Genomic DNA, 23,036 nt, shown 5'->3' with positions numbered 1-23,036 from the left:
GCGGGGGCGGGCGGCGGCGAAGCCGGGGAGGCCACGGGCGCCGTCCAACTGGCTGCATCTGGCGACGCCGACCCGTCCGACACGGCTCGCCGCATCGTCGACTTGAACGCCAAGGATCCGTTTACGGTGCTGCTGCTCGGCGTCGACGAGCGGAGCGGCGATGTCGGCCGGTCGGATACGATCATGGTCGTCGGCGTTAATCCGGCCAAGCATTCCGTCCTTCTCTACAACATCCCCCGCGATACCCGCACCGAGATCGTAGGCAAGGGCAAGCTGGATAAGATCAACCACGCATACGCCTTCGGCGGCGTCGACATGTCGATCCGCACGGTCGAGAACTTCATGAACGTCCCCATTGATTATTACGTCAAAGTGAATATGGAAGGCTTCGAGCGGATCATCGATATTCTCGGCGGCGTATCGGTCGACAACCCGTTCGGCTTCACGATCGACGGCGTCACGTATCCGCAAGGCCGTCTCGAGCTCGACGGAGAGAACGCGCTGCTGTATTCGCGCATGCGCTACGACGATCCGAAGGGAGACATCGGACGCATCGAGCGGCAGCAGACGGTGCTCGGCGAGCTGATCGAGAAGGCGAAGCGGCTGAAGACCGTGGCCAAGCTGCCTGACATTCTCGACCAGATCCGCGCCAACGCGAAGACCAATCTGACGGTCGACGACATGAAGGCGCTGTTCAACAACTATCGCAAAGAGATTCAGAATGTGAGCAAGGATCAGGTGAACGGCGGCGGAGAGCGCATCGGCGGCATCTACTATTATATGGTCAGCGAGCAGGAGCGGGCGCGCATGCACGACAAGCTCGCCGCGCAGCTCGCGGACGACGGGGTTTGACCGGGAAGCTCGCCTTCGCGCATGGCCGTTCGAGCCTGCGCGGGGCGAGTTTTTTCATTCATCACGAATCGATCGGGAGGGGCTTTCGCGGCATGGCGATTAATTTGTTTTTCGTACCCCATCAGGACGATGAGGCGCTCACGTTCGGCGCGGGCATCCGCAACCATCTGGACGTCGGCGACGAGTGCCACGTCATCCTCTACACGGACGGGCGCTCCTCCAGCGTACGCAAGCAGCTGAACGGAGAGGCGAAAAGCGCGCTGACGCGGCGGTTCTACGATCCGTCCGCCGAGGGCTACGGCTATCTCGGGGAAGCGGACATGGTGCGGCTGCGCAACGACGAATTCCGCCGCTCGTGTCTGGCGCTAGGCGTGCCGGAGACGCATATTCACTTCGCGGACGGGCAGATGCGGGACGGGTCGACGACCGTGGAGGGCTGCGAGGCCGTGCTACGGGAGTACCTGCGCAGGTATCCGGACGCCCGGGTCAAGGCGTTCACGGATCTCGGCGGCAACCACGGCGATCATGCCAACATGGGACGGGCTGCGCGGCGGCTGGCACGGTCGGGCGCGATCGCCGACCTGCGCCTGTACGTCGAGCCGTACAATCTGCGCAACGCGAGGCGGGAGTCTCGGCGTCTGGAGCTGCTCGTCGAGCGGTCGCGCGACCACGCGCACAGGGTCGTCGCGTCCCTGCGGGAGTACAAGCGTTGGGATCCGGCGAGCGGGCAGCTCGCGATCGGCTACCATTCGGTGAAGCGCAGCATCGATGCGGCGATCGCGAAGCCCGTCTCTTATTATCATAAGCCATAGTCTATAGGTGCTCGAATACGGCCGATCGGGGTAAGGAATAGAGAACGAGAATGACGATGGAGGTGCATGGACATGAGCGCATTGTACGATAATGGAACGCCCGACGTACGCCCCGAAGAGGAGATCGTAGCCGAGCGGGAAGGCAACGGCTACATCCTGCGCGGCGTCAAAGGCAAGATCGGCGAGATTACGTATACCATGGCGGACGCGGACACCTGGATCATCGATCATACTTCGGTGGACGGCGAATACCGGGGGCGCGGACTGGCGCGTCAGCTGCTGAACTTCGTCGTCGAAGACGCGAGGGAGAAGGGGCGCAAGATCATCCCTTCCTGCGCCTACGCGCTGCAGCAGTTCCAGGCCGACCCGTCGCTCTCCGACGTATGGGCCAGCGGCGACGCCAGCCGCTACTCGGATTCCTATAGCAGCAACGGCGTAGAATCGCGCTGATTCGGCATCGCTCGGCATCCTATCATATGAATGCGGACAACCCCGTCATGTCCTTCGGGACTGGGCGGGGTTGTTGGCGCGCCGCGAAGTGCCTCCCGCGTAGCGATAGCGGAAAAAAGTTCCGCTATCGCGCCAAGCTGACGCCTCGCGTATGCTCATAACGGAAAAAAGATCCGCTATTGAGCAGCGGATTGGCCTCCCGAGTCCCATAGCGGAAAAAAGTTCCGCTATAATGCCGAATAGACGCCCGAGGCTGTCCTTAACGGAAAACAGTTCCCCTAATCGACCAACGAGACGCTCGCAGATTTGCACGCACGAGCAAGCCCTCCTCCCGTCGCCGGGAGGAGGGCTTGCTTGATGTCCGCGTCTAGACGATATAAGTGTCGGAGTTAAGCGTGTTGTTCGTACGGAACGTGTCGTAGATCGGCGCGCGGCGGTCGGGATCCGTATCGACGAGGACGAGGATCCGGCCCGCGTTCAGATCTTCGTCGTAGCGCTTCGCTTCGTCCTCGGGGATGCCGAGGCCGATCAGGCCGCCGACGATGCCGCCCGTGCCGGCGCCGACCGCGAGGCCCGTAAGCGTCGCCGCGATCGGACCCGCAGCGAGGATTGGCCCGATGCCGGGAACGACCAGCAGTCCGAGCCCCGCGAGCAAGCCCGTCAGGCCGCCGACTACGCCGCCCGTCGCAGCGCCGGCCGCGGCGCCCTCGGGCGCCTTGGTCCCCGTCTCGTCGGTGACATAATCGAGATCTTCCCGGTTCTTGCTGATGACGGAGATGTCGTCCGAGGTGTATCCTTGACGCTTCAGGTCCTCGATCGCTTTTACCGCGCCTTGCTCCGTGTCGAATACGCCTACGATTCTGCGTTCATGCGTGCCGCGTTCCTGTGCCATTACGAATCCCTCCCAGTATAGATAGTAATAGTTCGAATAATGGTACTGCGCTTTCCTAAGCAGGTCTTTCACTATCTAATACCCCGATTAAGCGGATTTCATGCAGCCCGCCTCTGCTTTTTATCTGGCTTGCCCCTTCGGTCAAAAAAATTTGAAATGAGTCATATTCCGGCCTTATGCCATGATGAAGCGTTTTCTATACTAAAAGAAATCGCCTATCGCAAGGAGGCCGCAGACCGTGACGACCCCGACGGATACCGGGCAAGCCCCGAAACGACGAATACCGATGCCGAATTCATTGCCGAGCTCCATGTCCAATTCAACGCCGAAGCCGGCAACGGCCCGCAGAGCCAGACGCCTTCAGGAGATCGCGGCCGGATATATCTTCGTCGGCCCGATGCTGCTCGGCGTTATCGTATTTACGCTTATACCGATGATTATGCTGCTGATCTTCAGCCTGACCGACTGGTCGTTCCTCACGGGCTACGACAAGCTGCGCATATCGGGCTTCGGCAACTTTGCCCGGCTGCTGCAGGACGCGGAGTTCGGCGAGTCGCTGCTCCACAACCTGATCATGCTGCTGGCCGTGCCGATCGGCATGGCGGCCGCGCTGCTGCTGGCGGTGCTGATCTCCGAGCGGGCGTATATGTCTTCCTTTTTCAAAGTCATCTTCTTCATGCCGCAGATCTCCAGCATCGTCGCGGTGGCGGTGGTCTGGCAGGTGCTGTTCCACCCGTCGTACGGCCCCGTCAACGGCTTCCTCTCCGCCGTGGGTGTTCACGAGCCGCCCAAGTGGCTGGCCGACCCCCATTACGCGCTGCCCTCGGTCATGCTGCTCATGATCTGGATCGATCTCGGCGTGTCTCTCATTATCTACATCGCCGGGCTAAAGAACATTCCGCGCGACTTGTACGAAGCGGCCGACATCGACGGCGCGTCCGCCCGAGTGAAGTTTTTTCGCATCACCTTTCCTTTGCTGACGCCCACGAGCTTTTTCCTGCTTATCACCGGCCTGATCGCCAACTTTAAGACGTTTGCGCTCATCCAGGTGCTGACGGACGGCGGACCCGCGCATTCCACTTCGGTCATCGTATACGACATCTACCAGCAGGGCTTCGTGAATCTGAAGACGGGATACGCTTCGGCCATGTCGATCGTGCTGTTCATCGTCATCCTGGCGATCACGTTCCTCCAGTGGGTCGGACAAAGAAAGTGGGTGCATCAAGGATGAAGACGCAAGCCGCCGGGCGGAGGGCGCTGCCCGTATCCCGCATTCTCATCACGCTGCTGCTGGTCCTGTTCGGCATCGTATTTATGCTCCCGTTCGCCTGGATGCTGTCCGCCTCGCTCAAGCCGGAGGTCGACGTGTTCAACTACCCGGTCGAGTGGATTCCAAGTCACTGGCAGGCAATCGAGAATTATAAGAAGGTCTGGAACGGCAAAGCCGACTTCGCGTTATATTACTGGAACTCGATCAAGGTATCCGTCCTTACGACGCTGCTGTCGGTCGTCGTGTCGGCGATGGCGGCCTACGGCTTCACGAAGGTTCGGTTTCCGGGCCGCAACGCGCTCTTCTTGGTCGTGCTGGCGACATATATGATTCCGGCAGAAGCGACGCTCGTCCCTTTGTTCGTCATCTACCGCTCGATCGGTCTGTACGATACGCACACGGGTCTCGTGCTGCTCGGCGGGTTCAGCGTGCTTGGCACCTTTTTGCTCCGCCAGTTCTTCTCCGGCATTTCCGACGAGTACATCGAGTCCGCGCAGATCGACGGAGCCGGCCACTTCTCGATATTCACGCGCATCCTGCTGCCGCTCGTGAAGCCGGCGATCGCCACCTATGCGATCCTGCGCTTTATCTGGACATGGAACGATTACCAGACGCCGTTCATCTTCCTGAGCGACAAGGCGCTGTACACGATCCAACTCGGCATGAACGCGTTCGCGGACCGCAACGGGCAATTTTACTCGCTCGTGATGGCCGCGTCCGTCTCGGCGATCGTGCCGCTGCTCGTCGTTTTTATCGTCGGGCAGAAGCAGGTAATAGAAGGCATTAGTCTTGGCGGCGTTAAAGGTTAAGGGAACGAATTTTCCTATTTAGACAAAAAACGGTCAATTATTTTCCGTTTTAGTCAATTTTGGTATCTTATCGACAGGAAAAGCCCAATGTTACGATTGTGTTACGAACCGCTATTCATCAGCCGGTGCGACCAATTCCTGGGGAGGTTAATTATGTTAAACAAAAAGATGTTGTCCGCAGCCATGGCGTCCGCGCTCTCCATCTCGCTGCTTGCCGGGTGCGGCAGCGGCAACGGCAACAACAACGGCAGCGACGCTTCGTCCGCAGCTCCGACCGCTTCAGGGGCGGCTTCAGGCTCCTCTGCCGCATCGGACGAGCCCGTGACCATCAAGCTCGCTTCTTGGATCCCGAAGGCGCAGATGGACGGCATGCTCGCAGAATATAAAAAAGAGAAGCCGAACGTAACCGTAGCGTATGAGGAACTGGTCGAGAACAACGACTCGGTCGAAGGCCTTAAGAAGCTGGACCTGCTGATCGCTTCGGGCTCCGATCTGGACGTCGTCATGTTCCCGAGTGCCGCCGAGTATTCCAAGCGCGTCGGGCTCGACCTGCTGGCGCCGCTCGACGATCTGCTTGGCGCCGAAGGCATCAAGGTGACGGACGAGTACACGGTCGATCCGTCCCTGAACGGCAAAGTGTACGCGCTGCCCGACACCTACGAGAATTACTTCGTCCTGTTGAATAAAGAAATGCTGGATAAAGCGGGTCTTCCGGTACCGACGAACTGGACGTGGGACGACTTCTACGATTACTCGCGCAAGCTGACGAGCGGGGAAGGCGCGAACAAGGTCTACGGCACGTACTTCCACTCCTGGCCGATGTATATGCAGCTCGGACTTCTCAACCAGAGTAAGGACAACAACCTGGTGAACAACGGCGTGCTCAAAGTAGACGGGCCCGAAGTGCGCAAATCGCTGGAGATCCGCAATCAGACGGAGAACGTGGACAAGAGCGCCATTCCGTACAGCGAGACCATCTCGCAAAAGCTGGCCTACCGCTCGGTCTACTTCGCCAAGAAGGCCGCGATGATCGTCACGGGCAATTGGATGATCACCGAGGCGGGCGGATCGGACGAATTCCCGGCGACCTTCGTCAGCGCGTTCGCGCCGATGCCGTCCAACAGCGCAGGAGAGCCGTCCGGCGTGAGCCCGGCGAACGGCAACTTCATGGGTGTGCTGAAAAAGTCCGAGAACCAGCAAGCCGCCTATGATTTCATCCGCTGGTATACGACGAAGGGCGAGCAATGGAGCAATGTGTACTCGGCGTGGAAAAAGCAGGACGTCGACCAGTTCATCTCCGGCCTGAAGACAAAGCTCAAGAGCCCGGATATGATCGATACGGCGTCGCTGACCTACGTTATGAAAAACAGCCCGACGACCCCGCTCAACCTGCCGCCGGCCTACCAGTCGGAGTTGGAAGAGGCGTACGTCAAGGAAGCCGAGAAGTTCGTGCTCGGACAGCAGGATATGGAGACCACGATCTCCAAAGCCAACGCCGCTCTTCAAAAAATCGTCGACGCCAACAAATAACGGCCCGCATCGGGCAAGCCGCGCTTCGCAGGGATCATACCCTGCGGAGCGTTCTTGGTCTTCGGGGGCAGCGCGACATAGAACCCGGACATTAAGATGTGGACGCTTATGGTAAACTACAGAAATCTACAGTAATATGTCGGCGGCGGGAGGCGATAGGGTGTTCAATATACGAAGATTCGCGCACAGTCTGCGCGGCAAGCTGATCATGACCGCCCTGCTGTGCCTCCTGCTGCCGGCCGGCTTCACGCTGATCGCCGGAGATTATTTAACCCAGCGCATCGTCCGGGCGCAGGTCGTGGACAACGAGAACAAGTCTCTCGAGCTGACGGAAGTCTATCTGTCCAGCCTCTTCGACAACATGATCCGCGTCTCCAACGGCATCATGTTCGACAACAATATCAATCTCGCGCTGAAGGAGAACTGGCAGCGCTACAAGCTCGGGCAGTTCGACCCTGCTCAAGACACCCTGGACGCGAAGAATATCGGATATTTCCTCACCAGCATCGCGTCGACGATGGATACGGTCTATGTGACGATACTGACCGTCGACGGGCACTATTTCACCAATTATCAATTCGACTTGTACGGCGGATTTAAGCCTTCCGACTTTTTGCGGATGCCATGGATCAACCGGGTGCAGGCGCTGCCGGCATACGAGATCGGATGGATCGGGCTCGTGGATCAGTATACGGTGGACGGCAAGGCAGCCGAGCCGTATCTGCTCACGATGGCCCGCAACCTGCGATTACCGTACGCATCCGAGCCCTACGCATACGTCGTCGCCAGCATCAGCGAGAGCATGCTGGGGGAAATTTTCAAGCACGACATCGGCAGGCAGGAAACGATGCTCCTCGACGCGGACGGGCGCATCCTCGCGAGCCGCAACCGGGAACGGGTCGGGAAGATGTTTCCGTTTCCCGCGGAGGTGCGGCAGGCGGAAGAGCCGTTGACCGTCCGCTACGAAGGCGAGCAGTTTCTGCTCAGCCGGCACGATCTCGACTACGGCGGCTACCGCGTCGTCAGCCTGAGGCCTTACAAAGAAGCGGTTGGCCAGCTTCATTCGGTTTCCCAGCTGAGCTTCTCTGTGCAGATCGCGGCGACGCTCGTGTTTCTGGCGTTGTTCATCTATATGCTGCGACAATTCACCAAGCCGGTCGTGGCGCTCGGCGAAGCCGCTGGCGCGGTCGAGCGCGGCGAACTAACGGTCCGCTCGGGCGTGCGCGGCAGCGACGAGATCGGCCGGCTCGGCAAGCAGTTCGATCAGATGCTCGAGCGCATCGAAGGGATGATCGAGGAGATCCGGGCCGAACAGATGCAGAAGCGCAAGGCGGAGCTGGCGATGCTGCAGGCGCAGATCAATCCGCACTTCCTGTTCAACATCCTCAACTCGATCCGGCTGCGGATTCTGCTCAAGGGAGACGTGGAAAACGGCGAGCTGCTTGCCTCGTTGTCCGGCCTGCTGCGTCAGACGATCCGCAGGGACGAGGAGTTCACCTCGCTGCACGATGAGCTGGAGGTGCTGCGGCGCTACATGGATCTGCTGAACTTCCGCCAGCAAGAGAAGGCCGTGCTGAACATCGAGGCAGCTTCGGATACGCTGGCGCTGCGGATACCACGATTCCTGCTCCAGCCCGTAATCGAGAACGCTTATATCCACGGGCTGCGACAGGAACCCGGCACCATTGTCGTCGAGGCCACCCGCCGGGCTGCGGAGGAGGAGCGCAGCGGCGCGGACGCGACCGCGGATAACGGCAAGCTGCGCCTTGTCGTACGCGACGACGGGGCCGGGATGTCGCGGGAGACGCTGGCGCGCTTGCGCGCGGAACTGAGATCGCAGCGCGGGAGCGCGATGGAGAGCGCTATGGCGAAGCTGTCGGGCATCGGCATCGCCAACGTTTACGAGCGCATGCAGCTCGTTTACGGCGAACGGTGCTCCCTGACATTGGACAGCGAGCAAGGCCGGGGTACCACGATCGTCATCGAGATCCCGGCAGACCCGATGCCTTCCTCTTAGGGGCAGGCCATGCGAATCCTCGCCAAGTCGACGAGGAAATACGTCCCGCAAGCTGCACGAGGCACGAGATTGGGGAGGGGTTCCTGTGTATTCAGTCATGCTCGTGGACGACGACTATCCGGTGCTGGAATATTTGAGCGCGTCTATTCCCTGGAAGGACCTCCGCCTGGAGGTTCATTCGACCTGCAAAAACGGGGCGGTCGCCTTGGAGCGGGCGCAGGCTGCGCCGCCCGACATCGTCATCACCGACATCGGCATGCCCCAGATGGACGGCATCGAGTTGATCGGCGAGCTGAAGCGGCTAAAGCCAGACATTCGCTGCGTCATTTTATCGTGCATGGGCGACTTCTCCTATGCGCAGCAAGCCGTCCGTTTACAGGTGGACGACTACGTGCTCAAGGAAACGATGCGTCCGGAGCAGATCGCGGCCCTGCTGCGCAAGCTGTCGGACCAGATCGCGGCCGAGAAGGAACAATCTCGCGAGATGGCCCGCATGCGGTCCAAAAAAGAAGAGAACGCGCTGCTGCTCCGGCAAGGACTTCTGGACAGGATGACGACGGACGGGGGCCGCGATCTAGCGTGGGCGGACGGGGCCGCTGAAGCGGGCATCGACTTCGAGGGCAAAGTATGGCTGCCCGTACTGATCGCGTTAAACCGCTGGTCCGAGCTCTCGCGGCGGCTGCCGGACGAGCGTGCCGTACAGGCCGCCGTCGGCCAAGCCGCGGCCGGACTGGCATGCGAGCTGCCCGGTACCGTGCTGCTGCCGCACGGGAAGAGAGAGGCGGTGCTGCTGTTTCCGTTTCGACGAAGCCTCACGGAGATGAAGGTCGAATCGGTCCGGCCCTCGCTGCGGGCGCTTGGCGAGAGACTGTCCGCGGAGAGCGGCATCTCCGCGGCCTTCCTGATCGGTACGTCGGCCGCGGCGCCGGCGGCGCTCGGACGGGCGGCCGAACAGCTCCTGTCCTCCGGCGCGGGCCGATTCTACCTTCCCGATGAGGGGATCTTCACGCTCGCCGAGCTGCCTGACCTGGGAGAGGGCGATCTGCACGACGTATATCCCGAGGCGCTTCAGCGCATCCGCGATGCCTTCCTCGAAGAGGACGAGGCGCAGCTCGAGGCGTACATCGGCAGTTGGCTGGACCTCGTGCGCGAGCGGCACTGTCAACCTGAGCTGGTCAAAGAATGGACGCTCAAGATGTTGTACGACAATCAGACGCGTTTTCTGGCGCTGCAGCATTATCAAAGCGTCTTCTCGATGGAAGTGCTGCACCGGACGCTGGGCGACATTGCCACGATTCACGAGCTGGGGGACTGGATGCTGCAGTTTTTCAAAGAAAGAATGCCGCTGCTCGGGCTTATCTACAAGCAGTCTCGGCGTTCCGAGATCCTGCGCGCCCAACAATACGTCAGCCACAACATCGGCTCGAAGATCACGCTCGAAGAAGTCGCCGACATGCTGCACATCAACTCCAGCTACTTCAGCCGGCTGTTCAAACGCGAAACGGGCTACAACTTCATTCAATACGTCACCACCGCCAAGATGGAAAGGGCCAAAGAATTGCTCGCCCGCAGCAATATAAGCGTCGAAGAAGTCGCAACGCGCCTCGGTTACGAAAACAAAAGCTACTTCGCCAAATTGTTCAAAAAGCATATCGGCGGCACGCCGGGCGAGTATCGGGGAGAGTGACAGAGAGGCTGGTAAAGCAAGCGTAAAGGGGCGAGCCATAGTTCCTGAGAGGCTGTCCGACCGAGCAGATCTGCAGTTATTTGTAAGAATATGGAACATGCCGCTGGGCGATATACTCATCTGCTCCATTTTAACGATATCCCCTTCAGTCAGGAACAAACGCGCGAGAAGCATTACAATCGTATGCGGTTTATTAGTTGTTATATTTTGGCAGGATCTACTGCATGCGAGCATTACGATCATATGTGGTTTGCTTATCAGTACTTTCGGTCAGGAACAACTGCATGCGAGAATTCGATCATATGCGGTTTGCTTATCGGTACTCTCAGTCAGGAACAACCGCATGCGAGGCAGTACGACAGATACGGTTATGTTAACCGGTACGTTGCTGGGTGCGCACTGGGCGTCTGTATACCCAGCGGATCGGCCGGATGCCGGAACGAGCGGCCACCAATCCTCGATAGGTAATCGTCTCCGTGGTACCGCAGCTTGCGATGAGCTCCGCCAGCATATCGTGGCTGCACACGCGGCGGAAGCAGAACTCGTTGAGGTATGCCTGCAGGTGCTTCGGACCGATGCCGCCGAACGTGCGGGCCATCCAGCGCACGGCCTCGCGCCAGGCGATATGCGCGGCGGAGCGCCCCCGGTGGCCGCGCTCGAGAATATCGGCATGTCCGGTGGCTTCGCTGCCGGCGACATGTTTTTGCACAAAACGTTCCATCGATTCCTCGCCGCCCGCTCCGCCGCGAATCGCCGGACGGTCGCCTTCGGGACCGTCGACGGCCTTCATTTTCACATGAACGATCTCTCCTGCTCCATCAAGCGAGACGCCGACCACGACTGGCTGCGGCCTCAGCTCCCCCTGCACGATTAGACTGCTGAAGTAGCGATGGTATTCGTAACCGTAATAATCCGCCGAGCAATTGAAGGTCGCCCTCGAGCGGACGCATGCGGTCCCACTCCCCGATCGCGTGGCGCAGCTTGTGATTGATCAGCCAAGCCGTCTTGTACGTCACCCGGATCAGCTCGGCCAGCAGCTTGGCGTTAATACCGATCTGCATCAAGAACATCGCCTGAAACCACTTGGTTAGCGGCGTGCGCGTACCCTCGAGCACCGTCCCGGCCGTGAGGGAAGTCTGATGGGCGCAGGAGCGGCACTCGAACAGATGGCGTCCGCGAGACGACACCTTGTAATAATGAGGATGCGCGCAGCGGGGACAACGAAATCCGTCCGGCCACTTGGCGGCGAACAGAGCACCCGCGCAGTCTTCTTCGCTATAAGCCGGCACAGCGTCATAGATCGAGAAGCGGTTAGGCATGGAGATCACTCCGATAGGAACGTTTGTTCTTATAGTAGCAAATATTGGGTATAATCGCAAGGGCCAAAACGGTAAGAATGTTCGCCATATTACCTTGTCGAAAGGGATACTCATGTGGCGCGATAAGAGTATCAAGTAGTAGTTGCGAGGGGCTTGTCATATTCAGATGCTTCGGATCGAATGAACGGAGATGTCGTGTGCGTTGAGGGTCTGGTTGAACGAACGGAGGTGCCGCGTGCGTTGGTCCTGTTGGAAGGGGATATCGTTAAAATGGGAGGAACACCACCCATGAAGCGTCCGCATGGAAAAAAAAGGAACCCAAGCGAGCTCGCGCCGCTTAAGGCGTTCCGCTTGGGCCGGCGTCTATCTTTTAGGCTGGAGCGGGACCTACCCGCGATCAGTTTAATGCGGCCAGGTTCCGGTACGCCCCCGGGAACGAGTCCGGAATGACCGTAGCGCCGACGGTTTTGGCGTAGAAGCCGAGCGCTTCTTCTACCCAGCCGATCACCGCATAGGCATAGCCTTCCTCGTGCATCGCCCGCAGCGTTTCGAGCAGCAGCGCCTTGCCGATGCCGAGTCCGCGGCACTCCGGCGCCACGCCGGTCGGGCCGAAGAAGTTGCGTACGATGGCGTCGTACAGCGCGAAGCCGACGATCTCCTTGTTCCGCACGGCGATGAACGCGTAGGACGGCAGCCTGCCGAAGGCGCATTCGCATTCGCTGCGCCAGTTCTCCGTGAAGTGCTTCCCTACGAAATCGGCCAGCCGGCCTTTGTCGGCCGTCATGGCGCGCACGATGCGAATGCCTTGTTTCTCTAGCGCCGCAAGCTCTTCACGGCCGTCCGGCAGGTCGTACAATTTGACCAGCATGTCAGGCATGTCGCTCTTCCTCCTCTTGATCGTCCCCGCGCGGTTCGCCGGCTGCAGCTTCCCCGGCGGAAGCGATCTCCAGCAGCTTGGCCTCGTACAGTCCGAACCGATAAAACCTTGATGCGATGTACAGTTCGGCCATGGACGGCGGCAGCAGCGGCGCAACCGCTTCCCGCATGGCTGCCTTGGCGGCTTCGAGCGCGGCGTAGCCGGTCCGGTGCTTGTCTCTGAGACTCGTCATGACCTCTTCTCCGGGATACAGCTCGCCCCTGAAGAGGAATGTATACAGCGGCAGCCGGCGTTTTGCCGGAATCTCGTACTGGATCATCGCCGCGATCAGATTGGCAGCCGGGCGATTGAGCGCGATATCGGGCAGCAGCTCCGGGACGAGCTGGTAGTAATCCGCAATCTCGTAGCCGTCGGCTGCCGCAGCCGCGTCGTCCATGCCGTGATACTGGGAGAGGAAACGCGCGAGATATGTGACCGGGTCGGCCCTGCGGTTCCAGCATTGGTCGGCGGAGAAAAAGGCCGGATAGCGCGACGTCTCGAACAGTCCATATGGGCTGCCAAGCGCGAAGGGAGCGGACCAGTTGGTGCCGATGACGCCTGGCAGCTGCTCGCTCTCGGCGAGCGCGGTCCAGTGCAGGACGTTGGCGATACGGTTGCGGATGACGGGGTAGTTCTGGTCCCCCTCGTCGTCCCAACAGCGCACCGAGGAGGCTCCGATGACGGTCATACCCGCTCGTCTTAGTTTGCCGATCATGTCCAGCGCGTCCCGCTTCATGCGGTGACCGCCATAGATCCATACGACGACGGTTACCTCGGGATCGAGCGCAGCCAACTCCTCGTGCGAGGCGTGCATTAGCATGTCGTGCCAGATCATCGGCCGCTTGCCGAGTTCGCGCACGCGGGCGGCGAGCCGATTGACGAAGGCGATGAAGGACGCCTCGCGCGTCAATCCGGAGGCGCGGCAGTCCGGGCACTCGCCGAGACTCCATACCTCGTCGCAGCCCATATGCAGATAGCGGCTGTCGGGATGCAGCGCGGCAACTTCCTCCAGGATGCCTGCCATCATGTCGAAGGCGCCGGGACGGTGCGGACACAGTTCGCCTACGCTGTCGGGCGTTTCCCGCAGCGCGTTATACGGCGGGTGCTTCAGAATGAATTCGAGATGGCCGAACGACTGCTGCTTGGGAATGACTTCGATGAAGTGCTCCCTGCAAGTATCCAGCAGCCGGGCATGCTCCGCCTCGGTCATCGCCAGTTCGGGATGGCGCAGGAAGGCATGACGTTCGAACGGCAGCTTGTCCTCGTACTCGACGACGAGCGTGTTGAGCTTGTAGTCGGACATTTCCGCGATATAGGCGAGGAGATTGGGAAACGTCGGATAAACGGTGCGAAGATCCAGGTAGTCGCTGCGCAGCTGCAGATCGGCCCAGTCCGCGATCTCGAGCGCCGGCAGCGGATCGTATCTGCGCATGAGCTGGAGCAGCGTCTTCAGTCCATAATACAAGCCGGACGCCTCGCGGGCATGCAGCGACAGGCCGCCGTCGCCGACGCGCAGCACATAGCCGTCGTGACGGCCAGCCAGCCGATCGGTTGCTTGACTAAGCAGCGGCTGGCCCTCGGACAGGAGGGCGTATGTGTCCGGCGACGTCTCCTCGGAGACATTCGCGCCGCCGAAGAGTTCCCGCGCCGCGCGCGACAGCCTGTCGTCCGGCCGGGGCATCAGCAGCTTGACGCGCATGCCGTCCAGATGGGCGGGCAAGGGGAGGGTGTCGTCCCCGTCTACAGTCAACAGGCGCACGTATTGTGGTTGCGGAATCAGGTCCAGCTTCATGGCGATGCCTCCTCGGCGTTTATGATATAACCGGCTTGCGCGCCGGCTCTACAGCCATCTTACGCGGCCCTTGAACCTGTCGATGAACCGATTATTCCATTCGTCTCCGCCGGGCGCGTTGGCGCTTCTCCATACGGGCACCTCGATACCCTTCTCGGCGAGCAGGGCGGCGGCGGTCATCATCAGAGAGTTGAGCAAGAAGGCGTTGGCGAACGTGGACGTCGATCCCATCCTAGGTTCCAGACCCTGGATCGGCAGCGCCGAATCGCCGGGCTTCACCTTGCTGTCCAGGTAATAATCGCACGCTTCGTACAGGTTAAGCCTCGACGGATGGCGCGCCGGGTGGTCCTTGGGCGTCGCGTCCGCATGGCCGACCGAGGTGACGGCGATGGTGACGACCCCTCTGCGCTTCGCTTCGAGCGCAGCGTCGATACAGGCGGTGTTGATGCCATAGGCATTGGCCAGGATTAGAATATCGCCGGCGCCGAGCCGGTTGTCCTCGATGACGAGCTTGCCGTAACCCGGCGTGCGCTCGACGGCCATCGAGCGGAGCGCGCCGTTCGAGATCATAGTGCCCTCGTCGAGGATGGCGCTGATGTGCATCAAGCCGCCGGCCCGGAAAAAGATCTCCGTGGCGTTCATGTTCGAATGTCCGCCGGGCCCGTACAGATAGACGAGCTTATCCTCCGCGATATGATCGGCCAGCAGGCCGGCGACCTCGAGCAGACGCTCGCGCGGCTCGCTCCGGATCTCTTCGAGCAATTCCGTTATGTAGTTCAGATAGGCTCCCATAATGTCTTCTTGCGCGGATAGCGGTCTTTGCTCCATATCCGTAACCTCCTCGTCATAATAAGCTGCGGCAAGACTTTCCTGCGTAACGCGATTTCCGCGGGGCGCGCAGCATGCTGATGCCCGCCGCGAGTCGATCCGTGAATTCCCTCCTTCGCATCGTTAGTTTTAATCGGCCTGCTTGTATCCGAAGCTGTCCGCATCCGTATACAACGTACAGCTCTCATGGCGGCGCAGCGCGGTGGCGGGGCAAGCCTCGTCGATCGGTCCGTGGATCGTGCGCCGCACCGCTTCGCGCTTGCGATGACCGGGTACGATGACTATCAGATGCATCGCGGACATTAAGGCCGGGACGGTCATCGTGAGCGCATGCGTCGGTACGCGCGCCAGCGATCCGAAGCAGCCGTCATGTACCTGCTGCGCGCGGCAAGCGGCGTCGAGCTCGACGGGCTTGACCCATCTAGGATCGTTGAAGTCGGCGACCGGCGGATCGTTGAAGGCCAGGTGTCCGTTCTCCCCGATCCCGAGACAGACGATGTCGATCGGCGCTTCGCGGAGCAGGCCTTCGTATCGAAGCGCTTCCTTTTCGGCGTCTTCTTCGGGCCTCATGAGATGAACGCGGCCCGGCTTCACCTTGTCGAACAGGCGCTCACCCAAGTATTGCGCGAAGCGCTGCGGTGCGCCCGCCGGCAAGCCCAGATACTCGTCCATGTGGAAGGCCGTGACGCGGCTCCAGTCGATGCCGGGCTCGGCGGCGAGCGCGTCCAGAAATTCGTTCTGCGAAGGCGCCGCCGCGAACACGACGCGAGCGCCGCGGCCGATGGCGAGCAGCGGCTTCAACTTGGCGACGAAGTCGTCGCAGGCCGCCCGGCCCAGCTGACGTCTGTCCGCGTACACGTGCGTGCGCAGGTTATCCTTCAGCAGAGAATAGACGGGGAAAAGCGTGGATTGACTCATCTTGCGTTCCTCCATTCGATGAAGCCCAGTCGATTGCCACTCCAATATAGCAAGGCGCCTCAAAAATAATTTGACCGTTACCGGGCCTGATTTGACCATCGGCGACGAGGCCTTCATGGCTGACGGGAGTCGATTAACAACGCGTGCGGCGGGTAAATATAACAATTGCCGGCTTGCACGGTCTGACGACATTCCGAACGGGAGGTGAATTCCGGATGCATGAACCTATGGCAGATCGTACCCGAGCCGAAGCGGCCGCCGCGGAAGACGGCGATGCGCAGCTTACGGACCGAACCGTCGACGCGCTCGAGGGACTGTCGGGCGTACATCCAGGCAAGAGACGCGCGCATGCGAAAGGCATTTGCTGTCGCGCCGTATTTACGCCGAGCGGTCTGGCGGCCGGATTCACGACCGCGCCGCATCTGCGCGAGGCGGGGATCGGGATCGAAGCGCTCGTCCGCTTCTCCGGCAGTTCGACCGATCCTTCGTTGGCCGACATCCTGTCGCCGGGCAAGGGGCTGGCCGTGCGGTTCCGGCCGCCGGGCGGCGATGTTTCGGCGCTGACCGCCGTGACGGTTCCGGTTTTTTTCGCCAGAACGCCCGAGTCGTTCTTCGACCTTATTAAGGAAGCGAACCGGTTGAAGGGGGGCGGCATCGGCGCCATCGCGGCCGCTGCGGAGCTCGCGACGCACTTCCCGGAAGCGCGTCACGCCTTCATGCACGTAGGCAAGCTGCGGCCGCCGGCCAGCTACGCGACCTGCAGGTACTACGCGATCCATGCCTTCTTGCTGGTGGACGAGGCCGGAGTGCGCAGGCCGGTTAAGTTCGAGTGGGTGCCGGAACTGGGCGTAGAGACGTTGTCGCTCGCGGACCTGCGGTCGCTGCCGGAGGACTATCTCGAGCGCGATGTCGCCGAGCGTCTGCGGAACGGGCCGCTTCGCTTCCGCTTAGATATCGTGCTGGGACGGGAGGAGGATCCGACGGACGATCCGACTCGCCCGTGGCCCGAAGACCGGGAGCGGATCGATGCCGGCGTACTCTCCATTACTGATGTCGCCGGGGAAGCGGACGGTCTAGCGATGGACCCGACCGTAACGGGGGCGGGCATCGAGCCGTCTGACGATCCGATCCTGCGGTTCCGCAGCCCCGTATACGGAGAGTCGCTGCGAAGACGAAGCAGCGGCGAGTAAATGCGCGGCTGCTGCTAGCCCCGGTCCCCGGGGCTTTTTGCGATGCGTCCGTTCGACGCGTTGTCCCTCCATAGGAGCGCTGCGCTTACGCTTTAATTGACGAATGAACGCCCCGACATTTAAACTGTTATTTAAACGACTAATAGGATAAGGGGCTATGACGATGAAAAAGAGAATTTGGGCATCCGCCCTGCTCTCGCTGGCGATGTTGGCGACTGCAGGCTGCGGCGCGAAGAACGACAACGGCAACAACAACAGCGGTGCGGCCAGCCCTTCGGCATCGCCGTCGGCCAGCGCTTCCGCGAGCGCGTCCGCGCCTGCTGCCGACGACAAGACCTACTCGATCGCGATCTCGCAGATCGTCGAGCACCCGTCGCTGGACGCGACGCGCGACGGCTTCATCGCCGCGCTGAAGGATGCCGGCATCGAAGAAGGCAAGAACCTCAAGATCTCGCTGAACAACGCGCAGGGAGATCAGAACACGAACCTGTCGATCGGCCAGAAGATCGCGTCTGAGAAATACGACCTCGTCCTCGGGATCGCGACGCCGTCCGCGGTCGCGCTGGCGCAGTACGTCAAGGACACGCCAATCCTGTTCGCCGCCGTTACCGATCCGCTGGACGCCAAGCTCGTGCCGAACCTGGACAAGCCGGGCGCGAACATCTCGGGCATCTCCGACACGAATCCGGTCGCGGTTCAGCAGCTGATGGACTTCATCGCTTCCGACTTCCCGAACGTGAAGAAGGTCGGCCTTGTCATCAACGAGGGCGAATCCAACGCCGTCGTCATGGCCAAGAACGCCGAGGAGCAGCTCAAGAAGCATAACATCGAGCTGGTTAAGGCGCCGGTGACGAACACCTCCGAGGTGAAGCAAGCCGCCGAGTCGCTCGTAGGCCGCGCGGACGCGCTGTTCATCACGCTGGACAACACGGTCGTCAGCAGCGTCGACGCGGTCATCAAGGTCGCCAACGACAATCACCTGCCTTTCTTCTCCAGCGATCGCGACACCGTCGAGAAGGGCGCCTTCGCCACCTACGGCTTCAAGTACTATGATCACGGCTACCAAGCCGGCCAGATGGCGGTCGAAGTGCTCAAGAACGGCGCCAAGATCGGCGATCTGAAGGTCGGCATGCAGGAGAAGCTGGACCTGATCCTGAACCTGAAGGCCGCCGAAGCTCAAGGCATCACGGTCACGGACGGCATGAAGAGCAAGGTGCAGGACCCGACCAACAATATCATCCAATAAAGAGTAGGTGTCATCATTGATCCATTCCCTGACCGGCGCGGTCGAGCTTGGCTTCATGTATGCCTTGATGGCGCTCGGGGTATACATCACGTACCGCATCCTTGACTTCCCCGACCTGACCGTAGACGCCAGCTTCACGACGGGGGCGGGCATCGCCGCCGTGATGATCTCCCACGGCCATGCGCCCTGGATCGCGACGCTGGCGGCCTTCGGCGGCGGTCTGGCGGCGGGCGTCTGCACTGGCCTGCTGCACACCAAGGGCAGGGTCAACGGCCTGCTCGCGGGCATCATCATGATGATCGCGCTCTATTCGATCAATATGCGCATCATGGGCAAGCCGAACATCTCGCTGCTTGGCGAGAGCACCTTGTTCTCGGGCATCGCCTCGCACGAATGGCATGATACCCGTCTCGCCTATATCGCGATTCTGTTCGTCGTCGCGATCGCGGTCAAGCTGCTGCTCGACGCGTTCCTCCATACGGACCTCGGGCTCGCGCTGCGCGCGACGGGCGACAACAAGCGCATGATCCGCAGCTTCGGCTCCAACACGGACCTGACGACGATCCTCGGCGTCAGCCTGTCCAACGGCCTCGTCGCCTTGTCCGGCGCGCTGATCGCGCAGGACGGCGGCTCTGCCGACATCTCCATGGGCATCGGCATGATCGTCATCGGGCTCGCGTCCGTCATCATCGGCGAAGCGCTGCTCGGGCCCAAGCGCGTCTTCTGGGCGACGCTCGCCGTGGTCGTCGGCTCCATCGCGTACCGGATCGTCTACGCGCTCGCGCTGCGCGCCGAGTGGCTGCATCTCAAGGTGACGGACCTTAAGCTGATTACCGCGGTCATCGTCATCCTGGCGCTCGTCATTCCGACGGCGAGCCGGTCGGCGAAGCAGAAGCAGCAAGCCAAGCGGCGCACGGCCGAGCTGATGGCCGGCATTCGCGGCAAGGGGGCGAGAACCGATGCTTGAGCTTAAGCAAGTATCCAAGCTGTTCAACCCGGGTACGCCCGACGAGAAGATCGCGCTCATGGACATTAACCTGAAGCTGAACGAGGGCGACTTCGTCACGGTCATCGGCAGCAACGGGGCGGGCAAGTCCACGCTGATGAACATCATCTCGGGCGTCATGCAGCCGGATATCGGGGACGTGCTCATCGGCGGGCAATCCGTCGCGGCCAAGTCGGAGTCCGAGCGCAGCAGATGGGTCGGGCGCGTATTCCAGGATCCGATGGCGGGCACCGCGCCTAACATGACGATCGAGGAAAACCTGTCGATGGCGTACGCGCGAGGCAAGCCGCGCGGCTTCGGCTGGGCGGTGACGGGCCGCAAGCGCGCCCTGTTCAAGCAGGAGCTGCAGCGTCTCGGCATCGGCCTCGACGGCAGGCTGCGCGCCAAGGTCGGCCTGCTGTCCGGCGGCGAGCGCCAGGCGCTCAGCCTGCTGATGTCCACCTTCACGCGGCCGGGCATCCTGCTGCTCGACGAGCACACGGCAGCGCTCGATCCGGCGCGCGCGGAGCTGATCACGCGCCTCACCGAGGAGATCGTCCGCAGCATGAAGCTCACGACGCTCATGGTGACGCACAACATGGAGCAGGCGATCCGCCTCGGCAACCGCCTGATCATGATGGATAAAGGCCGCATCATCCTCGACATCCAGGCCGACCGCAAGCAGGACCTGACCGTGCAGAAGCTGCTCGGCGAGTTCGAGCGCATCAGCGGCCATAAGCTCGCGGACGACCGGGTTGTCCTGGGCTGACAGCGTCCTCGTCGGATAAGCTCTAAGGTAACGAATGACCGGCATCGCGCCTGCGCGGTGCCGGTTTTGTTTTTCAAGGTTTCCGCCCTGTCCGCCCGCTTGCCGGGAGACGGGGCGGTTTTTTTATATCCTTCGTTCCGGGATCGGCCCGAAAGTGGATGCAAAAACGGCAAAAAAACGCGCGCCGGGGTGCACGGCCGCGATAATGCAAGAGCCGCTTCAATGTAATCGCTCCCATGGCTTACTTGCCGCTCGCTCCGCTGTTCATCCCCTTGAGCGGCAGTTTACATCAACGGGGAACGTGACGTATGATTCAATTCGTGATTCAACATCCTAATCGCTGAATCCCGCGGGAGCGGGAACGGGGGAACCAACCGGCAGCCGCATGAACTGCGCTGCCCGGGGTGAATCGCTTGGCCTGGCCGAGCGTAGGGCTGCTTACCGAGCCCGAATCCGACAGCTAACCTCGCAAGCGTCCGGAAGAGGAACCTGCGCCGCTATTCGTATGCCGAATAAGCTGCGGGAGATTCTTTCCTGCGGCTTTTTCTTGATGCGCGCGGGGTGCTCCGGAACGACAAAGGAGATTAACCATGGTCAGCAAGGTAAAGCGGTTATTGATCGGAAGACCGATGAAAAGCGCGGAGATCGAAGGGGCAAAGCTAGGCAAATTCAAAGCGCTGGCCGTCTTGTCGTCCGACGCGCTGTCGTCGGTCGCATACGGCACGGAGCAGATTCTGCTCGTGCTGATGGCGGCTGGTTTCGCGGCCGTCTGGTACTCGGTGCCGATCTCGCTTGCGGTGCTCGGACTTTTATTCGTACTCATCCTCTCCTACCGTCAGACGATCTATGCCTATCCGGCAGGCGGCGGCGCCTACATCGTAGCCAAGGACAATCTCGGTGTATCGACCGGGCTCCTGGCAGGCGGCTCGCTCCTGGTCGACTATATATTGACCGTGGCGGTCAGCTCGTCGGCCGGCACGGACGCGATCACCTCGGCGTTCCCGTCGCTGCACGACCACCGGGTCGCCATTGCCCTGATCATCATCCTCATCCTGACCGTCATGAACCTTCGCGGCGTCACGGAGTCCGCTTCCGTGCTCGCCACGCCGATTTATCTGTTCGTGGTCGCGATTTTCGTGCTAATCGCCACCGGCATCGTGAAGTACGCCGCCGGCGGAGCGGACGCCCACGTGCCGGAGTTCGGCGCGGCGGTATCCAACGTCAGCCTTTTCCTGCTCCTCAAGGCGTTCAGCTCGGGCTGCTCCGCGCTCACGGGCGTCGAAGCCGTATCCAACGCCATCCCCAACTTCAAGAAGCCGGCCGAGCGCAACGCAGCCGCCACGCTGGTCATGATGGGCACGATCCTGGGCGCGATGTTCATCGGCATCAGCCTGCTCGCGTACTGGTACGGCGTGACGCCGGACGAGAAGCAGACGGTCGTCTCGCAGATTGCCCAGTCGACCTTCGGGCGGGGCACGATCTATTACATCATTCAGGCGCTTACCGCGCTGATCCTCGTCCTGGCGGCGAATACGGCGTATTCCGCGTTTCCGCTGCTCGCCTTCATGCTGGCCAAGGACAAATACATGCCGCACGCCTTCATGGTCCGCGGCGACCGGCTCGGCTATTCCAACGGCATCATCTTCCTTGGCGTGTTCTCGGCCTTGCTGGTCATCCTTTTCCACGGCAACACAGAGAACCTGATCCCGCTGTACGCGGTCGGCGTCTTCATCCCGTTCACCCTGTCGCAGCTCGGCATGATGGTGCGCTGGATCCGGCTCCGCCCGCAGGGCTGGGTGACGCGCCTGATCGTCAACACGATCGGCATGCTGACCACGCTCAGCATCACGCTCATCTTCATTTTCACCAAGTTCAGTCATGTGTGGATGGTGTTCGTCTTCCTGCCCGTCGTCATGTGGACGTTCTTCGCCATCGCGCGGCACTACAGGAATACCGCCGACGAGCTCCGCATCGATCCGTCCAAGGAGAAGCCCTGCATCAAGGGCAGCACGATCGTCGTGCCCGTGGCCGGCATCACCCGCGTGGTCATGAACTCGCTCAGCTACGCCAAGTCGCTCACGGACAACGTGGTGGCCGTGTACGTCGGCTTCGACGACGAAGAGATCGAGCGGATGGAGAAGAAGTGGGCGGAGTGGGACCCCGGTGTCCGGCTCATCACCCTCAGGTCGAGCTATCGCAGCATCATCCGGCCGATCATGAAGTTCATCGATACGATCGAGTGGAAAACCGCCGAGACCGACCATATCACCGTCCTCATTCCGCAGTTCATCGCCAAGCACTGGTGGCAGCATATTTTGCACAACCAGTCGAGCCTGCTGCTGCGCGCGTATCTGTACAATCAGAAGGACGTCATCATCGCGACCGTGCCTTACCATTTAAGGCGTTAATCCTTAAAGGCGCGAGTCGTCGGCGGCTAAACGAAGATTAATATCCAAGCTCGTCCGCGATTAGGCGGGCGAGTTTTTTTTGGCATGGACCGCTGCGCGGCCCCCTATCCCGCAGAATAAGAATGTGCCGCATCGCTATTCCGCCGCGCAGCTCCCTTTGCCGCGGAATAAGAATGTGCCACATCGCTATTTGGCCGCACAGCCCCCTATCCCGCAGAATAAGGATGTGCCACATCGCTATTCCGCTGCGCGGCCCCCTATCCCGCAGAATAAGAATGTGCCGCATCGCTATTCCGCCGCGCAGTCTCGTCCCCCGACCGAACGCTTTTGCCCGGAACTTCCTCCT

20 protein-coding genes and 1 riboswitch are annotated in these 23,036 nt (G+C 60.9%); of the genes, 13 read left to right on the top strand and 7 right to left on the bottom strand.

What is annotated here, in order from left to right:
- From PQG80_RS11435 to PQG80_RS11425, 3 genes are all read left to right on the top strand, one after another.
- On the top strand, nt 1-852 hold an 852-nt coding region (locus PQG80_RS11435; RefSeq protein ID WP_271751442.1), incomplete at its 5' end, for an LCP family glycopolymer transferase.
- Nucleotides 853-944: 92 nt separating this feature from the next.
- Nucleotides 945-1,664: a PIG-L family deacetylase gene (locus PQG80_RS11430; protein ID WP_271751441.1), complete on the top strand. Its 720-nt coding sequence runs from the start codon at nt 945-947 to the stop codon at nt 1,662-1,664.
- 72 nt (nt 1,665-1,736) lie between these two features.
- The gene (locus PQG80_RS11425) at nt 1,737-2,114 is read left to right on the top strand and encodes a GNAT family N-acetyltransferase (RefSeq protein WP_271751439.1); all 378 of its coding nucleotides are present in this window, start codon (nt 1,737-1,739) and stop codon (nt 2,112-2,114) included.
- 367 nt (nt 2,115-2,481) lie between these two features.
- Here PQG80_RS11425 and PQG80_RS11420 read toward each other — a convergent pair whose 3' ends face one another.
- On the bottom strand, nt 2,482-3,006 hold the full coding sequence (locus tag PQG80_RS11420; RefSeq protein WP_271751438.1) for a general stress protein: 525 nt from the start codon (nt 3,004-3,006) through the stop codon (nt 2,482-2,484).
- Between the two features lie 238 nt (nt 3,007-3,244).
- Between PQG80_RS11420 and PQG80_RS11415 the strand changes: the two genes are divergently transcribed.
- The 5 genes from PQG80_RS11415 to PQG80_RS11395 all read left to right on the top strand — a co-directional run bounded on the left by PQG80_RS11415 (nt 3,245) and on the right by PQG80_RS11395 (nt 10,319).
- The gene (locus PQG80_RS11415; protein ID WP_271751437.1) at nt 3,245-4,237 is read left to right on the top strand and encodes a carbohydrate ABC transporter permease; all 993 of its coding nucleotides are present in this window, start codon (nt 3,245-3,247) and stop codon (nt 4,235-4,237) included.
- On the top strand, nt 4,234-5,085 hold the full coding sequence (locus PQG80_RS11410; protein WP_271751435.1) for a carbohydrate ABC transporter permease: 852 nt from the start codon (nt 4,234-4,236) through the stop codon (nt 5,083-5,085). Before PQG80_RS11415 ends, PQG80_RS11410 begins: the two co-directional genes overlap by 4 nt.
- Nucleotides 5,086-5,238: 153 nt before the next feature.
- Nucleotides 5,239-6,615 (top strand): ABC transporter substrate-binding protein, encoded by a 1,377-nt coding sequence (locus PQG80_RS11405; protein ID WP_271751434.1) that lies wholly within the window; start codon nt 5,239-5,241, stop codon nt 6,613-6,615.
- Nucleotides 6,616-6,775: 160 nt separating this feature from the next.
- Nucleotides 6,776-8,632: a cache domain-containing sensor histidine kinase gene (locus PQG80_RS11400; protein WP_271751433.1), complete on the top strand. Its 1,857-nt coding sequence runs from the start codon at nt 6,776-6,778 to the stop codon at nt 8,630-8,632.
- Nucleotides 8,633-8,717: 85 nt separating this feature from the next.
- Nucleotides 8,718-10,319: a helix-turn-helix domain-containing protein gene (locus PQG80_RS11395; RefSeq protein WP_271751432.1), complete on the top strand. Its 1,602-nt coding sequence runs from the start codon at nt 8,718-8,720 to the stop codon at nt 10,317-10,319.
- Nucleotides 10,320-10,692: 373 nt separating this feature from the next.
- Here PQG80_RS11395 and PQG80_RS11390 read toward each other — a convergent pair whose 3' ends face one another.
- From PQG80_RS11390 to PQG80_RS11365, 6 genes are all read right to left on the bottom strand, one after another.
- Entirely contained in the window at nt 10,693-11,115 is a 423-nt protein-coding gene (locus PQG80_RS11390; RefSeq protein ID WP_271751431.1) for a hypothetical protein, read from the bottom strand.
- A 22-nt stretch (nt 11,116-11,137) separates the two neighbouring features.
- Nucleotides 11,138-11,638 carry an IS1595 family transposase gene (locus PQG80_RS11385; RefSeq protein WP_271751430.1) on the bottom strand — a complete coding sequence of 167 codons (501 nt, stop codon included), beginning with the start codon at nt 11,636-11,638 and terminating at the stop codon, nt 11,138-11,140.
- A gap of 397 nt (nt 11,639-12,035) precedes the next feature.
- Nucleotides 12,036-12,515, bottom strand: a complete 480-nt coding sequence (locus tag PQG80_RS11380) for a GNAT family N-acetyltransferase (protein WP_271751429.1) — start codon at nt 12,513-12,515, stop codon at nt 12,036-12,038.
- Nucleotides 12,508-14,346 carry a family 20 glycosylhydrolase gene (locus PQG80_RS11375; RefSeq protein WP_271751428.1) on the bottom strand — a complete coding sequence of 613 codons (1,839 nt, stop codon included), beginning with the start codon at nt 14,344-14,346 and terminating at the stop codon, nt 12,508-12,510. The genes PQG80_RS11380 and PQG80_RS11375 overlap by 8 nt, the downstream gene beginning before the upstream one ends.
- A 48-nt stretch (nt 14,347-14,394) precedes the next feature.
- A complete protein-coding gene (locus PQG80_RS11370) occupies nt 14,395-15,174 on the bottom strand; it encodes an SIS domain-containing protein (RefSeq protein ID WP_271751427.1) in 780 nt (259 codons plus the stop codon).
- 129 nt (nt 15,175-15,303) lie between these two features.
- Nucleotides 15,304-16,092, bottom strand: a complete 789-nt coding sequence (locus PQG80_RS11365; RefSeq protein WP_271751426.1) for a glucosamine-6-phosphate deaminase — start codon at nt 16,090-16,092, stop codon at nt 15,304-15,306.
- A gap of 227 nt (nt 16,093-16,319) precedes the next feature.
- Between PQG80_RS11365 and PQG80_RS11360 the strand changes: the two genes are divergently transcribed.
- The 5 genes from PQG80_RS11360 (at nt 16,320) to PQG80_RS11340 (ending at nt 22,690) form a co-directional block, all read left to right on the top strand.
- Complete coding sequence (locus PQG80_RS11360; RefSeq protein ID WP_271751425.1) at nt 16,320-17,282, top strand: catalase family peroxidase; 963 nt, start codon at nt 16,320-16,322, stop codon at nt 17,280-17,282.
- 163 nt (nt 17,283-17,445) lie between these two features.
- Nucleotides 17,446-18,528 carry an ABC transporter substrate-binding protein gene (locus PQG80_RS11355; RefSeq protein ID WP_271751424.1) on the top strand — a complete coding sequence of 361 codons (1,083 nt, stop codon included), beginning with the start codon at nt 17,446-17,448 and terminating at the stop codon, nt 18,526-18,528.
- A 16-nt stretch (nt 18,529-18,544) separates the two neighbouring features.
- On the top strand, nt 18,545-19,495 hold the full coding sequence (locus PQG80_RS11350; protein ID WP_271751423.1) for an ABC transporter permease: 951 nt from the start codon (nt 18,545-18,547) through the stop codon (nt 19,493-19,495).
- Nucleotides 19,488-20,282 carry an ABC transporter ATP-binding protein gene (locus tag PQG80_RS11345; RefSeq protein WP_271751422.1) on the top strand — a complete coding sequence of 265 codons (795 nt, stop codon included), beginning with the start codon at nt 19,488-19,490 and terminating at the stop codon, nt 20,280-20,282. Before PQG80_RS11350 ends, PQG80_RS11345 begins: the two co-directional genes overlap by 8 nt.
- Before the next feature lie 328 nt (nt 20,283-20,610).
- A riboswitch (cyclic di-AMP (ydaO/yuaA leader) is annotated at nt 20,611-20,772 on the top strand.
- 100 nt (nt 20,773-20,872) lie between these two features.
- Nucleotides 20,873-22,690, top strand: a complete 1,818-nt coding sequence (locus PQG80_RS11340) for an APC family permease (protein WP_271751421.1) — start codon at nt 20,873-20,875, stop codon at nt 22,688-22,690.
- Nucleotides 22,691-23,036: the final 346 nt, after the last annotated feature.

This window comes from Cohnella rhizoplanae, from assembly GCF_948329515.1.
GTDB classification, from domain to species: Bacteria; Bacillota; Bacilli; order Paenibacillales; family Paenibacillaceae; genus Cohnella; species Cohnella rhizoplanae.
This window is presented reverse-complemented; position numbering and strand designations above follow the sequence as displayed.

Coding starts and splice junctions, on each gene's coding strand:
- PQG80_RS11430 (WP_271751441.1), top strand. CDS start 945: ATGGCGATTAATTTGTTTTTCGTACCCCATCAGGACGATGAGGCGCTC.
- PQG80_RS11355 (WP_271751424.1), top strand. CDS start 17,446: ATGAAAAAGAGAATTTGGGCATCCGCCCTGCTCTCGCTGGCGATGTTG.
- PQG80_RS11360 (WP_271751425.1), top strand. CDS start 16,320: ATGGCAGATCGTACCCGAGCCGAAGCGGCCGCCGCGGAAGACGGCGAT.
- PQG80_RS11380 (WP_271751429.1), bottom strand. CDS start 12,515: ATGCCTGACATGCTGGTCAAATTGTACGACCTGCCGGACGGCCGTGAA.
- PQG80_RS11375 (WP_271751428.1), bottom strand. CDS start 14,346: ATGAAGCTGGACCTGATTCCGCAACCACAATACGTGCGCCTGTTGACT.
- PQG80_RS11425 (WP_271751439.1), top strand. CDS start 1,737: ATGAGCGCATTGTACGATAATGGAACGCCCGACGTACGCCCCGAAGAG.
- PQG80_RS11340 (WP_271751421.1), top strand. CDS start 20,873: ATGGTCAGCAAGGTAAAGCGGTTATTGATCGGAAGACCGATGAAAAGC.
- PQG80_RS11345 (WP_271751422.1), top strand. CDS start 19,488: ATGCTTGAGCTTAAGCAAGTATCCAAGCTGTTCAACCCGGGTACGCCC.
- PQG80_RS11420 (WP_271751438.1), bottom strand. CDS start 3,006: ATGGCACAGGAACGCGGCACGCATGAACGCAGAATCGTAGGCGTATTC.
- PQG80_RS11370 (WP_271751427.1), bottom strand. CDS start 15,174: ATGGAGCAAAGACCGCTATCCGCGCAAGAAGACATTATGGGAGCCTAT.
- PQG80_RS11385 (WP_271751430.1), bottom strand. CDS start 11,638: ATGCCTAACCGCTTCTCGATCTATGACGCTGTGCCGGCTTATAGCGAA.
- PQG80_RS11410 (WP_271751435.1), top strand. CDS start 4,234: ATGAAGACGCAAGCCGCCGGGCGGAGGGCGCTGCCCGTATCCCGCATT.
- PQG80_RS11365 (WP_271751426.1), bottom strand. CDS start 16,092: ATGAGTCAATCCACGCTTTTCCCCGTCTATTCTCTGCTGAAGGATAAC.
- PQG80_RS11405 (WP_271751434.1), top strand. CDS start 5,239: ATGTTAAACAAAAAGATGTTGTCCGCAGCCATGGCGTCCGCGCTCTCC.